We start from the raw sequence: 14885 nt of genomic DNA, 5'->3' as shown, positions 1-14885 counted from the left end.
CGTGACGTTCCCAGGGGACTCACGCCGCGCCTCCCGTCTCGCCCCCTAGGGTGCTGGGCATGCGCACCCCGACCCGCACCCTGATCGCCGCCGTCGCCGCCGGCATCGCCCTCGCCGGACTGGCCGGCTGCTCGTCCGACGCCGTGAAGCAGGCCACCGACCTCGGCTCGTCGGTCGCGTCGAGCGTCGCCGAGGGTGTGCAGGGCATCGACGGCAAGGCCGTCCAGGACGGCATGGCCTCGGTCGCCGGCGGCATCGACGGCGCACTCGACACCGCGCTCAAGGGCGCGAACGTGACCTCGGACGGCAAGGTCCCCGACGGCTTCCCGACGAAGGACGTCCCGCTCGTCGACGGCACCGTGCTCGGCGGCGGGAGCGGGCCGAACGGATCCGGGTGGGTGGCACAGGTCCGTGCCGCCTCGGTCGACGACTTCGAGGCCGCCGCGCAGCAGCTCACCGACGCCGGGTTCACCGAGTCGGCGAAGCGCGCGGACTCGTCCAGCGCCTTCGGGATGTTCCGGAGCGACGGCTACCGGGTGGTCCTGACCTTCTCCGACGGCAGCGACGGCGTCACCGCGACCTACATCGTGACGCCCCGCTAGCCACCGCTGGGTACGCTTGGACCCGATGTCGAAGGCCCCCGCAACCCGCCCCGAGCGCGTCCTGTTCGTGCACGCCCACCCCGACGACGAGACGCTCTCGTCGGGCGGGACGATCGCCACCCTGCTCGAGCTCGGCGCCGAGGTGACCGTGCTCACCGCCACCCGGGGCGAGCGCGGCGAGATGCTGACGCCGGAGCTCGCGCCGCTCTTCGGCGACGGGCCGCGGGTCGCCGCGCACCGCGAGACCGAGATCGCCGCCGCCCTCGCCGCACTCGGCGGGCCGGCGCACCTCTGGCTCGGCGGGCCGGGTGCGCGTCCGACGGACCTGCCCGAGCGCCGCTACACCGACTCCGGCATGCAGTGGGGCCCCGACGGACGCGCCGTCGCCGCCGGGGACGCCCCGGCGGACTCGCTGACCGCGGCGGACCTCGGCGAGGTCGTCGACGACATCCGCGCCGCGATCCGGTCCACCGGCGCGGACGCGGTGGTGAGCTACGCTGACGACGGCGGCTACGGCCACCCCGACCACGTGCGGGTCCACCACGCCGCGCGGTACGCCGCCCGTGCCGAGGAACTCCCGTTCTCGATGATCGTGGACCCCGACTCCGGGCAGGCCGACCTGACCGTCGACGTCGTGCCGGTGCGGGCGAAGGTCCGGGCGGCCGTCGAGCAGTACCGGTCCCAGGTGACGGTCGACCCGGTCGATCCCCGTGACCCGACCGCGCTGTCGTGGGTGATGCCGCACGGTGCCCGGCACCAGGCGCCGGCGGTCGAGGCGTTCCGTCACGACGCCGACCGGGTCCCGCAGGCGCCGCAGACGTTCGCCGAGTTCTCGCGGCAGGGGAAGGTCACCGCCGTCGTGGTCGCCCTCGTGCTCGGACTCGTCGCCGGGGGACTCGGCACCGTCACGCACCAGCAGACCCTCGGAGGCTTCCCGGTCGGCATCGTGCTCACCTCGCTGATCGTGATCGGGCTCACGGTCGGCATCCGGCTGCTGTACCGGTCGCGGGCGATGGTCGCGGCGGTCGGCATCGGGATCATCGCCGCGACGCAGGTGCTGTCGTCGGTGGGCGGGCAGAGCTCCCCGCTCGTGCTCGCCAACGTCGCGGGCTACGTGTGGACGTTCGGTCCGGCGGCCGTCACGGCGCTCGTGCTCGCGTGGCCCGACCTGTCCGGCATCCGGGCGTCGGCCGCCGGGCGTTCGGGGACGGCCGACCGGGGCTGAGGGCCCGTCCGCCGGGCGGTCAGGTGCGGCCGGGTCGCGCGGGTAGACTCGATCTGCTCAGTCCGAAGGGAGCACCCCAACCGTGACGTACGTGATCGCCCAGCCCTGTGTCGACGTCAAGGACCGCGCCTGCATCGACGAATGCCCGGTCGACTGCATCTACGAGGGTGACCGGTCGCTGTACATCCACCCCGACGAGTGCGTCGACTGCGGTGCGTGCGAGCCGGTGTGCCCGGTCGAGGCGATCTACTACGAGGACGACCTCCCCGACGAGTGGGCCGACTACTACAAGGCCAACGTCGAGTTCTTCGAAGAGGTCGGTTCCCCCGGCGGTGCCGCGAAGGTCGGTGTGATCCACAAGGACCACCCGGTCGTCATGGCCGAACCGCCCCGCGGCTGAGCCGGATCCGACCCGTGGCGCTCGACCTCCCCGACTTCCCCTGGGACCAGCTCGTCCCGTTCAAGCAGCAGGCCGCGGCGGTCGAGGGCGGCATCGTCGACCTCAGCGTCGGCTCGCCCGTCGACCCGACGCCCGCCGTCGTCCGCACGGCGCTGGCCGAGGCGACCGACGCGCACGCCTACCCGCAGGTCGCCGGCACCCCGGCCCTGCGCGAGGCGATCGCGGACTGGTACGGCCGGCGCCAGGGCGTGACCCTCACGCCGGACCAGGTGCTCCCGACCATCGGGTCGAAGGAGTTCATCGCCGGGCTCGCGCTCTGGCTCGGCATCGGCCGCGGCGACACGGTGGTGTTCCCGGCCGCGGCGTACCCGACGTACGAGCTCGGTGCGGCCCTGGTCGGCGCCGACGCCCTCGCGTCGGATGACCCGGCCGCCTGGCCGTCCACCACGAAGCTCGTCTGGCTGAACTCCCCGGGCAACCCCGACGGCCGCGTCCTGTCGATCGACGAGCTGCGCGCCGCGGTCGAGCGGGCGCGGGAGCTCGGCGCCGTCATCGTCGGCGACGAGTGCTACGCCGAACTCGGGTGGGAACCGCCGTACGACACCGCACCGACCCCGACGATCCTCGATCCCCGGGTCGTGGGCGACTCGGTGGACGGGGTGCTCAGCGTGTACTCGCTCTCGAAGCAGTCGAACCTCGCGGGCTACCGGGCGGCCTTCGTCGCCGGTGACGCGCGGGTCCTCGCCGAGGTGCTCGCGGTCCGCAAGCACACGGGCATGATGCCGCCGCTCCCGGTGCAGGAAGCGATGATCGTCGCCCTCGCCGACGAGTCCCACGTGCAGGCGCAGAAGGCGTTGTACCGCGCCCGACGGAACATGCTCCGACGGGCACTCGAAGGCGCCGGCTTCCGGGTCGACCACAGCGAGGCGGGCCTCTACCTCTGGGCCACCCGCGGCGAGCCCGCGCTCGACACCGTCGCCTGGCTGGCCGAGCGCGGGATCCTCGTCGCACCGGGGACCTTCTACGGCGCAGCGGGTGCCGAGCACGTGCGCGTGGCGCTCACGGCGACCGACGAGCGCATCGCCGCAGCCGCGCAGCGACTGGCGAGCGGGCGTCGTCTGGCGTCCGCCTGAGCCTTCCGCGCTCGGCGCAATCCGTGGTTCCCACCAAGTCCTGAGGCTCGATGTGTGCACGACCGACAGTGGGCGCGATTAGGCTGTCACCGTGACTGACACTGCCAATGACGCTCAGAAGACGGCCACACCGCCCACCACGCCCGTCCCCGTGAGTCCCGCCGCCGAGCAGACCGCGGCGACCGCGACGCTGACGTACCCGGGCGGCACGGCGGAGTTCCCGATCCTGCCGAGCGTCGACGGTGCGTCCACCATCGACATCTCGACGTTCAAGAAGCAGACCGGGATGAACACGCTCGACTACGGGTTCGTGAACACCGGGTCGACGAAGAGCGCCATCACCTACATCGACGGTGACCAGGGCATCCTGCGGTACCGCGGCTACCCGATCGACCAGGTCGCGTCGAACCTGACCTTCCTCGAGGTCGCCTGGCTCCTCATCTACGGCGAGCTGCCGACGCCCGCCGAGCTCGAGTCCTTCGACGCCCGGATTCGCCGCCACACGCTGCTGCACGAGGACCTCCGTCGTCTGTTCGACGCCCTGCCGCACTCGGCGCACCCGATGTCCGTCCTCTCCAGCGCCGTCAGCGCCCTGTCGACCTACTACGAGGACGACATGGACGTCGACGACCCCGAGAAGGTCGAGCTCCAGACCGTCCGGCTCCTCGCGAAGCTGCCGGTGATCGCCGCGTACGCGCACAAGAAGTCCATCGGGCAGGCGTTCCTCTACCCGGACAACTCGCTGTCGTTCGTCGACAACTTCCTGCGCCTGAACTTCGGCACCATGGCCGAGACCTACCAGCCGAACCCGGTGCTGTCGAAGGCGCTCGAGCGGCTCCTGATCCTGCACGAGGACCACGAGCAGAACGCCTCCACCGCCACGGTCCGGATGGTCGGGTCGACGAAGGCGAACATGTTCGCGTCGATCTCCGCCGGCATCAACGCGCTGTACGGTCCGCTGCACGGCGGCGCGAACGAGGCCGTGCTCGAGATGCTCCAGCAGATCAAGGACTCGGGCGAGCCCGTGACGCGCTTCGTCGAGCGGGTGAAGAACAAGGAGCGCGGCGTGAAGCTCATGGGCTTCGGGCACCGCGTCTACAAGAACTACGACCCGCGGGCGAAGCTCGTGAAGGAGTCCGCGCACGAGGTGCTCGAGGCGCTGGGCGTGCAGGACGACCTGCTCGACATCGCCATGGAGCTCGAGGGCATCGCGCTCGAGGACGAGTACTTCGTCAGCCGGAAGCTCTACCCGAACGTCGACTTCTACACGGGCATCATCTACAAGGCGATGGGCTTCCCGCCGCGGATGTTCACGGTCCTGTTCGCCATCGGGCGTCTGCCCGGGTGGATCGCGCAGTGGCGCGAGCTCAACAACGACCCGCTGAACAAGATCGGGCGCCCGCAGCAGCTCTACGTCGGGCACCCGGAGCGCGACCTGCCCGCACGCTGACGCGGCGCGCAGCCACGCGCGGTCGCGGGGCGGTGGACGGGACGGATCGACGGACGGGAGGCACGGTGCGGGCCGGCACCGTGCCTCCCGTCCGTCGCACGGCCGGCTCCGCCGCGTGCCCGCCCGCGCCGCTCAGGCGCCGGACGAGCGCGCCGACCAGGCGGTGACGAGGTCGAGCGCCCGGTCCGAGTCCGGCGACCCCGGCCGGTTGAGGAAGGCGTGGCGCGCTGCCGGGAGCACGTGCCGTTCGACCGCGACCCCGGCGCCGCGCAGCTCGTCGGCGAACCGGTCGCCCGAGGCCCGCATCGTGTCGTGCTCGGCGTCCACCATGAGCGTGCGGGGGAAGCCGGAGAGGTCCTCGCCGCCGGGGAACGCGGTGGCGGTGTCGCCCGCGCGGCCGACGTGGTTCCGGTTCGCCCGGTCGAGCAGTGCCGGGTGGTGCGTGAGCCGCCGGTGCCCGCGGACCGATCGGAGGACTGCCGCGTCGCGCGGGGTGCGGGCGTGGAAGAACCCGTACGCGAGGACGAGCCCGTCCGGCCGTGCGGCGTCCGGCAGCGTCCGGGTCACGGCTGCTGCGAGGCACGCGCCGGCACTCGCCCCGCCGAGGAGGACCGGACCGTCGGCCTCGCCGCGGACGACCTCGAGCACGGCGCGGACCTCGTCGTTCGGCACCGGGTGACGGCGTCGCCCCCGGGTTCCTCGGCGTCCGACGACGGGCAACCCGGGCAGGGGAGCGAGGCGGTACCCGACCGTGACGACGTCGAGCCCGCGGTCGGCGAGGGTGCCGGCGACGACGTGCGCCTCCGGCAGGTCGAGGCTGCCGCGGAAGAACCCACCCCCGTGCAACCACACGAGCGTCGTGGCCGACGTCGTGCCCCGACGCGCGGCGTACCGGCGGACCGGCACCGGGCCGTGCGGTCCGTCGACCGTTCCCCCCACGGACGGACCGCCTACGCGTGCAGCGCGGTGTTGAGCTGGATGCCCTGCCCCTGGCGCTGCAGTGCCTCCACCGCGCCGGAGACCGAGTTGCGGCGGAACAGGATGTTGGGCGTCCCGGAGAGCTCGGCCGCCTTGACCGTCTTCGGGGTGCCGTCCGGGTTCGGGGCCGCGCCGACGAGGACGACCTTCGTGCCGGCCGTCACGTACAGCCCGGCCTCGACCACCGAGTCGTCGCCGAGCGAGATCCCGAGACCGGCGTTCGCACCGAGCAGCGCGCGCTCCCCGAGGGAGACGCGGTGGGTGCCGCCACCGGACAGCGTGCCCATGATGGAGGCACCGCCGCCGATGTCCGTGCCGTTCCCGACGACGACGCCCTGCGAGACACGGCCCTCGATCATCGCGTCGCCGAGGGTGCCGGCGTTGAAGTTCACGAAGCCCTCGTGCATCACCGTCGTGCCGGGAGCGAGGTGGGCGCCGAGCCGGACCCGGTTCGCGTCGGCGATGCGCACGCGGTCCGGCACGACGTAGTCCACCAGCCGGGGGAACTTGTCGATCGCGTGCACGGCGATCCCGGCGCGCTGCAGGCCGGGGCGCAGGCGGATCAGGTCGTCGGGGTGCACCGGGCCCGCGTTCGTCCACGCGACGATCGGCAGGTGCGCGAAGACACCGTCGAGGTTGACCTCGTTCGGCGCCACGTGCAGGTGGCTGAGGAGGTGCAGGCGGAGGTACGCGTCCGGCGTGCTCGCGGGTGCGGCGTCGATCGTGACCTCGGTCGTGACCGCCTCGATCGTGACACCGCGGCGCGGGTCGTCGCCGACGTGTGCGCGCAGGTCGGCGGGGAACACGGCGTCGGCGGGCAGCGTGCCGACGAACGTCTCCGGGTACCAGGTGTCGAGCGTCGTGCCGTCGGCGGCGATCGTCGCGAGGCCGTGGCCCCAGGCGTGGGTCGGGCGGGCGGTGGCAGCGGTCGTGTCGGTCACCGGACCAGGGTACCCAGCGAGGGGAGGGGGCCACCCGTCCGTCCGGACGGCTCCGCCGGGCTGCAAGGGTCGGCCGGTAGGCTTCCCGCATGCCGGAGCCGCTCGACCTCACCGCCTCGTCCATCGACATCACCCGTGCCATCTGCGACATCGAGTCGGTGTCCGGTGACGAAGGGCCGCTCGCCGACGCGATCGAGGCCGCCCTGACGCCGCTGCCCCACCTCGAGGTGATCCGCGACGGCGACGCGATCGTGGCACGGACGAACCTCGGTCGTGACCGCCGCGTGGTCATCGCGGGGCACATCGACACCGTGCCGCTCAACGGCAACCTGCCGACCGAGTTCCGGACGGCCGAGGACGGCACCGAGATCCTCTGGGGCCGCGGCACGGTGGACATGAAGGCAGGTTGCGCGGTCCAGCTCAAGCTCGCGTACGACCTCGCCGAGCCGAACGTCGACGTCACCTGGGTCTTCTACGACCACGAAGAGGTGAGCGACGCGCTGAACGGCCTCGGACGCCTGGCGCGGACGCGTCCCGAGCTCCTCGCGGGCGACTTCGCGATCCTCGGCGAGCCCTCCGGTGCGCAGATCGAGGGCGGCTGCAACGGCAACCTCCGGGCCGAGGTCCGCGCGTACGGCGAGCGCTCGCACAGCGCCCGGAGCTGGATCGGCGACAACGCGATCCACAAGGCCGCGCCGATCCTGGCCACGCTCGCCGCCTACGAGCCGCGCACGGTCACGGTCGACGGACTCGACTACCGCGAAGGCCTCAACGCCGTCGGCATCACGGGCGGCATCGCCGGCAACGTCATCCCCGACGAGGTGATGGTGCACGTCAACTACCGCTTCGCCCCGTCGCGCAGCGCGGACGAGGCCGTCGCCCACATCCGCGAGCTCTTCGACGGCTACGACGTGCAGATCGTCGACCTCGCCGCCGGTGCCCGACCCGGACTCGACGCCCCGCTGGCGCAGGACTTCGTCGCCGCGGTCGGCGGTCCCGCGCCCCGCCCGAAGTACGGGTGGACCGACGTCGCACGCTTCTCGGCGCTCGGCGTCCCCGCGGTCAACTACGGGCCCGGCGAGCCGGTCTTCGCCCACCACGACGACGAGCAGGTCCCCGTCGACCAGATCACCGCGGTCGAGCACGGTCTGCGTCGGTGGCTGACGGCCTGACCACGGCCGGGTCCACCCGGCTGAGCCCTGCCCGCGCCCGGTGGCACGCCCGCTACCGGGTCGTGCCGTGGTGGCTGCGGATCACGGTCGTGTACGTGCTCGCGCGGATCGTCACGGGCACGATGCTCGCCGCGTTCGCGAGCGTGCAGGCGGCGAACTCCTTCACGGTGCAGCACCCCGGCCTGCTGTCGTTCTCGTCGATCTGGGACGGTGCCTGGTACCGGGTGATCGCCGCGTCCGGGTACCCCTCGACGCTGCCGATCGACGCCACGGGACACGTGACCGAGAACGCGTGGGCGTTCATGCCCGCCTACCCCTTCCTGGTGCGGGGCCTGATGGCGCTGACGGGCGCGTCCTTCGAGTTCGTCGCCGTCTCCGTGTCGCTCCTGTTCGGCTGGGGAGCGGCGCTCGTGTTCCGGCGGCTGATGGGTCGGTTCCTCGACCCGGCGCGGGCGACCTTCGCGACCGTGCTGTTCTGCGTCGCACCCGTCTCGGCGATGTTCCAGGTCGCGTACGCCGAGTCGATGGGCCTGTTCCTGCTCCTCGTCGCGCTGCTGCTGATGGTGGACCGCCGCTGGTGGTCGATGCTCCCGGTCGTCCTGCTGCTCGGGATGACCCGGCCCACCGGGCTGGCCTTCGCGCTGCTGATCGTGCTGTTCCTCGCCGCGTGGTTCGTCCGCCCGTCGTGGGTCCGCGCGTCGTCGCCGCTCACCGTGCAGCGGTTCGTCCCACCCGCGGTGGTCGCGGTCGTGTCCGGGATCGTCGGGCTGGCGTGGCCGGCGATCGCCTGGGCGGTGACCGGGGTGCCCCGGGCGTACACGGACACCGAACTGGCGTGGCGGTCGTCGTACATCGGGTGGCGGGAACTCGTCCTGTTCGCGCCGTGGGTGCAGGGCTTCGGGTGGTGGTTCGGGCAGCCGGCCGGCGCGATCCTGCTCGCCGTCGTGGTGGTCGGGTTCGCCGCGTTCGTGGCCCTGCCGGCCGCGCGGCGGATCGGGCTCGAGCTGCGGCTCTGGGGCGTCGCCTACCTGGTGTACCTGCTGGCCGTGTTCTTCCCGCAGTCGAGCACCTGGCGCATCCTGCTGCCGATCGCCCCGCTGCTCGGGATCGTCGCGCTGCCGCGGTCACGGGTGTACCGGGTGGCGGTCGTGGTGGTCTGCATCGCGCTGCAGTGGGTGTGGATGTACTACTGCTGGTGGATCGACGGCTACGACTGGACCCCGCCGTGATCGACGTCGGCCTCGCGGTCCTCGGCGCCCCGCGCCACCGCCTCGGGGTCGGCTGACGCCGCCGCGTGGATCATCGCGTTCGCGGTCGCGATGAACGGCACCGCGAAGAACGCCCCGACGACGCCGGCGATCGTCGTGCCCGCGGTGACGCCGAGCACGACGCCGAGCGGGTGCACGCGCACGGCCGAGCCGGTGAGGAACGGGTGCAGGACGTGGCTCTCGAGCTGCTGCACGGCGATCACGATGCCGAGCATGACCAGCGCGGGCACCCAGCCGTTGAACACGAGCGCGACGAGCACCGCGACGACGCCCGCGACGATCGCGCCGACCACCGGCACGAAGGCGCCGAAGAACACGATGACGCCGATCGGGATCGCGAGCGGCACCTGCAGCGCGAGGGCGCCGATCACGATGCCGAGCGCGTCCGTCACCGCGACGACGAGCTGGACGCGGATGAAGCTCGTCAGCGTCTTCCAGCCGGCGTGCCCGGCGACGTCGATGCGAGCGCGCGCTCGGCGGGGGAAGAGCCGCACCACCCACGACCATATGCGCGGGCCGTCGACGAGCACGAAGATCGTCGTGAACACCACGATGAAGAGGCCCTCGAGCAGGTGCACGAGCCCGCTCCCGGCCTCGGCCGCACCCGAGGCGATCGACGACGCGTGGGTCTGCAGGAACTTCGTGCCGTCGGACAGCCACTTCGTGACCTGCGACGCCGTGATGCCGAACGGCTCGGTGGCCAACAGGCTCTGCAGCGACTGCACGTTGTGGTCGAGACGGTGCTCGAGCGACGGCAGGTCGTACCGGATCTGCGCCGTGACGACCAGCGCGAGGACGCCGATGACGATCACGACGGCGAGGAAGCACGACAGCACCGCGAGCCACTTCGGCCAGCGGTGGCGCTGCAGGAACAGCGAGAACGGCGCGAGCAGGGCGCACACGATGAGGCCGATCAGGAACGGCACGACGATGTCCTGCAGCAGGACCACGAGCGCGACGACGACGGCGAGGGCGGCGACGACGACGAGCATCCGCCACGAGAACGCCCCGGCGACGCGCATGCCGGCGGGGACGGCCTCGACGGCGGGGTCGAGCGGTTGACGGCGCTTGGAGCGGATGTACGGCACACGCCAAGGTGACCACTCTGAACCGCGAGAACGTCGCGATCCACGACCCCCAACCTGGGCGGTTTCGCAGTTCCCCCATCGATACGAGATAATGGGGGCGCATGTACTGCACGAAAGGGGACATCTGATGGCAGCCATGAAGCCGAGGACCGGTGACGGGCCGATGGAGGCTGTTAAGGAGGGTCGACTCATCATCGTGCGGGTTCCGCTCGAAGGTGGAGGCCGCCTGGTCGTCTCGGTCAACGATGCCGAGGCCAAGGAACTCCACGACGCACTCGCCGAGGTCGTCTCGGCCTAGTACGTCGACGCACCAGAACGGAGGGCCCGGAGCGCGTACGCTCCGGGCCCTCCGTCCGCCCGCCCTCCGTCCGCACCGCCCGGCGCCGATGTCGGCGTGGCACGGCAGGATGGGCTCCGTGCCGAGGACCCACCTGCCGATCCGCCGCGTCGAGGAGTACTGCGACCCCGACCCGATGCCCCGCGACGTCTGGCCCGCCACCCTCGCCCCCGTCCGGCAGCTCCTCGACGAGGGGCTCGACCTCGACCCCGTGACGGTGTTCGTCGGGGAGAACGGCGTCGGCAAGTCCACCATCGTCGAGGCCATCGCGCTGCAGTTCGGCATGGGGCCGGAGGGCGGCGGCACCGGATCGCAGCACTCGACCCGCGCCTCCGAGTCCGACCTGTGCGAACACATCGCCATCCGCCGCGACTTCGGGGCGCCGCGCGGCGGGTTCTTCCTGCGGGCGGAGACCATGCACGGGTTCTTCACCTACCTCGAGGAACACCCGAACCTGTCCCGGCCCGAGCCGGTCTTCCACGAGCGCAGCCACGGCGAGTCCTTCCTCGACTTCGTGATCGACCGTGCGCGGTGGCCCGGGTTGTGGATCCTCGACGAACCCGAGTCCGCGCTGTCGTTCTCCGGCTGCCTGGCGCTCATCGGCCTGCTGCAGTCGATCGTCGAGAGCGGCGTCGGGCAGGTGCTCATGTCGACGCACTCACCGGTGCTCGCGGCCTTCCCCGGCGCGACGATCCACGAGGTCGGCGAGTGGGGCCTGCGGCGCACGGAGTGGGCCGACCTCGACCTCGTCCGGCACCAGCGGTCGTTCCTCGAGTCCCCGGAGCGCTACGTGCGCCACCTCGGGCACGACGGCTCCTACCGAGACGACACCGACTAAGCGGACACCTTCGTCATCTGCAGCAGTCCGTCTCCGGCGGGGGAGAGCGCGCTGATGACCGCTCCCGACGTCGACACCTCGGTGAGCAGCAGCCGGAAGTCGGTCGTCGCCCGGTCCCGCTTCACCGGGTCGGCCACCCGGCCCCGCCAGAGCGCGTGCGGCACGAGGACGGTCCCGCCGAGCCGAGCGAGCCGCAGTCCGTGCTCGACGTACTCGATGACGTGCTCCGGGTCGGCGTCGACGAGGACGACGTCGTACGAGGCCTCGTTCATGCGCGGCAGCACCTGGTTCGCCCGACCCGGGATGAGTCGGATCCGGGCGGGGGCGGTGCCCGCGGCGATGTACGCGTCACGGGCGTACTGCTGGTGGTCGACCTCGATGTCGATCGTGGTGAGCGTGGCGGACGGTGCGCCGCCGAGCAGGTACAGCCCGGACACCCCCAGGCCGGTGCCGATCTCGATCATGCTCGTGGCGCGCGAGGCGGCCGCGACGACCCCGATCTGTGCGCCGATGGCGGGGGAGATCGCCTCGACCCCGAGTTCGAGGGAGTGCTCCCTGGCTCGGGCGATCACCTCGGACTCCGAGACGATGTCCTCGGCGAACTTCCAGTTCGACTCTTTCTCTGACACGCACACTCCGTTCGGGTGACAACTCTACGGGTGCTCCGGGGTGTGGACGGGTTACGCTCGTACCGTGTTCGACGGCTTCGAGAAGTTCCTGGTGATCGGGATCATCGGCGTCCTCCTGCTCGGTCCGCAGCGACTCCCGCAGTACGCCCAGAAGCTCGCCGAGTTCGTCAAGGCCGTCCGTCGCTTCGCCGACACCGCGAAGGACCGGATGCGCGACGAGATGGGCCCCGAGTTCGACGAGGTCGACTGGCAGAAGCTCGACCCGCGGCAGTACGACCCCCGCCGGATCATCCGTGATGCGCTGCTCGACTCCGGCAGCAGCGCCGCTGCGGTGCAGACCGCGCAGGTGACCGCGTCGAAGGTGCGCGCGACGGCACCCGTGGTGCCGCTCGCCGCCGGCGAGGCCGCACCGTTCGACGCCGAAGCGACCTGACACGACGTCACGTGAGCCGATGACGGACTGGAGGCGGGGGGGGGGGGGGGGCCCCCCCGCGCCTCCAGTCCGTTGACGGTGGCGACTACTGCAGGTCGGCCAGGAAGCGGTCCGTCCACGCGAGGGCCGGCGCGCTCGGGACCGAGCTGCAGGTGGACATCGCCGTCGTCGAGGAGCACGGGGTGTCACGGTCGAGGGACCAGTAGTGGACCCCGGCGAGCCCGTTCGCCTTCGCGTAGGCGGACAGCGTGTCGACGTCGGCGAGGGTGAAGACCTCGTCGGAGGCGTCGTTCACGCCGATCATCGGGGTGACCTCGATCTTCGACGGTGCGATGCCGTACGTGTGCTCGAGGTTCGTGACGGCCTGGATCGAGGACTTGCCCATCTCGCAGGTCGATCCGGACAGGACGCAGTTCGCGGTCGTCGCGCGGCCGAAGTCCATCGTCATGAGGTTGACCGTGTAGTTCGTCAGGCTCGACGCCTTGATGGCCTTGACCGTGGCGTCACCGGTGCTGTTGAGGCCGCCGAAGCTCCCGTCGCTGGCGGCCAGGGTCGCGAGGGTGAACGAGAACCGCATCCCCGGGTACTTCGACTGCGCGAGCGCTGCGGCGTTGACGAGGTTCTGCACGTCGGCAGCGGACTGCCCGCTCTCGATGTCGAAGTCGACGCCGATCATGTGCGGGGTGGCGTAGCGGGCGATGAAGCTCTGCAGCGCGGTGCCGGAGCACTTGAACGAGCCCGCCGCACCGCCGGTGCTCACGATGTAGTTCACGCCCGCGGCGTCGAGCTTCGGGATGTTGGCGCTCGCGAAGGCGTCCGCGGCGACGCCGCCCCAGTTCTCGCTGCCGCAGGTGCCGGTGGCGAAGGCGAGGGTGATCGCCTTGAGGCCCGGCTCCCGGGTGGACACCAGGCTGTTGCTCGAGCCGACGACCGGGATGCGCGTGCCGGTGACGGCCGTGTTCATCACGTTCGTGTTCCAGTCGAGGTTCACGGTGACGTCCTTGTAGGGGCTGAAGACCAGGCCCTTCGCCGTCCCGCCGCTGCCGCCGGTGCCCGGGGTGGTGGTGCCGCCGCCCGGGTTGGTCGTACCGCCGCCGGTGCCGGTGCCGGCGCAGGCTCCCGTGGAAGTCCAGGGCTGGCCGCTGCCGGTCGCGCCGGAGTGGGTCGCGGGGTCGTCGCCCTGCGTCCACCAGTTCGCGGTGTAGTTCGTGCCGCTCTCGCTCACCGTCGCGCCGCCGCTGTACGCGGTGCCCGCGCTCCACGCGGTGGCGCACGCCGGTGTGGCCGCCATGGCCGGTGCTGCTGCGACGGACCCGCCCGCCAGCGCAGCCGCGAGGGCCGCGACGAGTCCGATCCTGAGTCTGGTCCTGCTGTTCACACGGTTCTCCTGTCCTCGGTCCGGCGGCGTTGCCGGACACGGGTGGAGCCCCTGCGGACCCGATTCCGCAGGAGCATTGTGGAATACCCCTGCATATTGCTCCGCGGTGGAACGACCTGTCCATGAAAGGACGTACAGGCAGCGTCGATCGGCTGGCGGATCAGTCCTTCGACGCGACGATCGTGAAGGTCGTGGGGAGGCGGTCGCGGTCCTCGCCGGGCCACTCCCACGAGCCGTCCCCGGTGTCGACCATGCGGGGGCTGAACCGCCACGGCAGTGTCCGACCCTCGTCGAGTCTGCGCAGCCGGAGCCCGGCGCCGAGCAGGGCGTTCACGATCTCCGACAGCGGGTGCGGCCACTCGTAGGTGCGGGTGTTCGACACCGTGCCGTCGCCGGCGTAGGTGCCGGCGTCGTCCCACTGCTGGGCGGAGCCGTCCGCGAAGTACCGGTAGCGGGTGACGAGCCCGTCGGCGTCCTCGTCGAGCGCGTACAGCGCGGGGTGGCCGTCGCGGATGAAGAACACACCGCCCGGTCGCAGGAGTGCCGCGACCTGGGCGGCCCAGCGGTCGAGGTCGTCGAGCCAGCAGATCGTCCCGATGCTCGTGTAGACGACGTCGAAGTCGCCCACCACCGCGGCCCGGGCGTCGAGGACGTCCGTCTCGACCCAGGTCACGTCGAGGCCGAGGCGTGCCGACAGCCCGGCGGCCGAGGCGAGCGCCGCGGGCGAGAAGTCGACGCCGGTGACGCGGGCGCCCTCACGCGCGAGCGAGACCGTGTCCGTGCCGATGTGGCACTGCAGGTGGCAGAGGTCGAGGCCGGCGATGGTGCCGTCCGGCAGCCACGGTCGCAGTGCGGGCAGGTCGTCGCGGACGACGGTCGAGCGGTGGTCCGGGTCGGTCAGGGCGTCGATCTCGTAGGCGCCCTCGTGGATGGGCACCCGGTCGTCCCAGTTCGCGCGGTTGGTGTCGCGGGCCTGCTCCCAGTCGACGCTGACGTGATCAGTGCTCATGCAC

At 71.8% G+C, this 14885-nt stretch carries 16 protein-coding genes; 10 read left to right on the top strand and 6 right to left on the bottom strand.

All coding sequences use genetic code 11. The annotated features are described in order from the left end of the window. The first annotated feature begins 59 nt into the window (after nucleotides 1–59). The 5 genes from WFH25_RS09100 (at nucleotide 60) to WFH25_RS09080 (ending at nucleotide 4810) form a co-directional block, all read left to right on the top strand. Nucleotides 60–602, top strand: coding sequence for a hypothetical protein (locus WFH25_RS09100; protein WP_071294977.1), 543 nt, complete (start codon nucleotides 60–62; stop codon nucleotides 600–602). A gap of 25 nt (nucleotides 603–627) precedes the next feature. Beyond that, nucleotides 628–1827, top strand: a complete 1200-nt coding sequence (locus WFH25_RS09095) for a PIG-L family deacetylase (protein WP_336697463.1) — start codon at nucleotides 628–630, stop codon at nucleotides 1825–1827. Nucleotides 1828–1909: 82 nt separating this feature from the next. Then, on the top strand, nucleotides 1910–2227 hold the full coding sequence (gene fdxA / locus WFH25_RS09090; RefSeq protein WP_058728223.1) for a ferredoxin: 318 nt from the start codon (nucleotides 1910–1912) through the stop codon (nucleotides 2225–2227). A 14-nt stretch (nucleotides 2228–2241) separates the two neighbouring features. After that, nucleotides 2242–3360, top strand: a complete 1119-nt coding sequence (gene dapC / locus WFH25_RS09085) for a succinyldiaminopimelate transaminase (RefSeq protein ID WP_336697462.1) — start codon at nucleotides 2242–2244, stop codon at nucleotides 3358–3360. 151 nt (nucleotides 3361–3511) lie between these two features. Then, on the top strand, nucleotides 3512–4810 hold the full coding sequence (locus WFH25_RS09080) for a citrate synthase (protein ID WP_083403225.1): 1299 nt from the start codon (nucleotides 3512–3514) through the stop codon (nucleotides 4808–4810). 132 nt (nucleotides 4811–4942) lie between these two features. Here WFH25_RS09080 and WFH25_RS09075 read toward each other — a convergent pair whose 3' ends face one another. Together WFH25_RS09075 and dapD are read right to left on the bottom strand one after the other, a co-directional pair. Then, nucleotides 4943–5749: an alpha/beta hydrolase gene (locus tag WFH25_RS09075; protein WP_336697461.1), complete on the bottom strand. Its 807-nt coding sequence runs from the start codon at nucleotides 5747–5749 to the stop codon at nucleotides 4943–4945. Nucleotides 5750–5760: 11 nt separating this feature from the next. Then, nucleotides 5761–6729, bottom strand: coding sequence for a 2,3,4,5-tetrahydropyridine-2,6-dicarboxylate N-succinyltransferase (dapD, locus tag WFH25_RS09070; protein ID WP_336697460.1), 969 nt, complete (start codon nucleotides 6727–6729; stop codon nucleotides 5761–5763). 89 nt (nucleotides 6730–6818) lie between these two features. On the opposite strand from dapD, the gene dapE reads away from it, so the two are divergent. Both dapE and WFH25_RS09060 read left to right on the top strand, forming a co-directional pair. After that, entirely contained in the window at nucleotides 6819–7901 is a 1083-nt protein-coding gene (dapE, locus tag WFH25_RS09065; RefSeq protein ID WP_261646315.1) for a succinyl-diaminopimelate desuccinylase, read from the top strand. Next, complete coding sequence (locus WFH25_RS09060; protein ID WP_336697459.1) at nucleotides 7886–9130, top strand: hypothetical protein; 1245 nt, start codon at nucleotides 7886–7888, stop codon at nucleotides 9128–9130. Before dapE ends, WFH25_RS09060 begins: the two co-directional genes overlap by 16 nt. Here the strand turns inward: WFH25_RS09060 and WFH25_RS09055 are convergent. Further along, nucleotides 9109–10257 carry an AI-2E family transporter gene (locus WFH25_RS09055; protein WP_336697458.1) on the bottom strand — a complete coding sequence of 383 codons (1149 nt, stop codon included), beginning with the start codon at nucleotides 10255–10257 and terminating at the stop codon, nucleotides 9109–9111. The two genes, WFH25_RS09060 and WFH25_RS09055, sit on opposite strands and share 22 nt — an antisense overlap. Before the next feature lie 127 nt (nucleotides 10258–10384). On the opposite strand from WFH25_RS09055, the gene WFH25_RS09050 reads away from it, so the two are divergent. Both WFH25_RS09050 and WFH25_RS09045 read left to right on the top strand, forming a co-directional pair. Beyond that, nucleotides 10385–10555: a DUF3117 domain-containing protein gene (locus tag WFH25_RS09050; protein ID WP_017887054.1), complete on the top strand. Its 171-nt coding sequence runs from the start codon at nucleotides 10385–10387 to the stop codon at nucleotides 10553–10555. A gap of 118 nt (nucleotides 10556–10673) precedes the next feature. Further along, nucleotides 10674–11432, top strand: coding sequence for an AAA family ATPase (locus tag WFH25_RS09045; protein WP_336697457.1), 759 nt, complete (start codon nucleotides 10674–10676; stop codon nucleotides 11430–11432). On the opposite strand, the gene WFH25_RS09040 is transcribed toward WFH25_RS09045, so the two are convergent. Further along, nucleotides 11429–12061, bottom strand: a complete 633-nt coding sequence (locus WFH25_RS09040) for an O-methyltransferase (protein ID WP_071294984.1) — start codon at nucleotides 12059–12061, stop codon at nucleotides 11429–11431. The two genes, WFH25_RS09045 and WFH25_RS09040, sit on opposite strands and share 4 nt — an antisense overlap. Before the next feature lie 64 nt (nucleotides 12062–12125). On the opposite strand from WFH25_RS09040, the gene WFH25_RS09035 reads away from it, so the two are divergent. Further along, on the top strand, nucleotides 12126–12494 hold the full coding sequence (locus WFH25_RS09035; RefSeq protein ID WP_336697456.1) for a Sec-independent protein translocase TatB: 369 nt from the start codon (nucleotides 12126–12128) through the stop codon (nucleotides 12492–12494). A gap of 85 nt (nucleotides 12495–12579) precedes the next feature. Here the strand turns inward: WFH25_RS09035 and WFH25_RS09030 are convergent, their stop codons facing one another. Together WFH25_RS09030 and WFH25_RS09025 are read right to left on the bottom strand one after the other, a co-directional pair. Then, nucleotides 12580–13872 carry a carbohydrate-binding protein gene (locus tag WFH25_RS09030; RefSeq protein ID WP_336697455.1) on the bottom strand — a complete coding sequence of 431 codons (1293 nt, stop codon included), beginning with the start codon at nucleotides 13870–13872 and terminating at the stop codon, nucleotides 12580–12582. A 160-nt stretch (nucleotides 13873–14032) separates the two neighbouring features. After that, nucleotides 14033–14881 carry a class I SAM-dependent methyltransferase gene (locus WFH25_RS09025; protein ID WP_336697454.1) on the bottom strand — a complete coding sequence of 283 codons (849 nt, stop codon included), beginning with the start codon at nucleotides 14879–14881 and terminating at the stop codon, nucleotides 14033–14035. Nucleotides 14882–14885: the final 4 nt, after the last annotated feature.

Source organism: Curtobacterium sp. USHLN213 (genome assembly GCF_037144815.1).
Lineage (GTDB): Bacteria > Actinomycetota > Actinomycetes > Actinomycetales > Microbacteriaceae > Curtobacterium.
The sequence above is the reverse complement of the archived record's forward strand: the minus strand, read 5'-3'. Positions and strand labels throughout refer to the sequence as shown.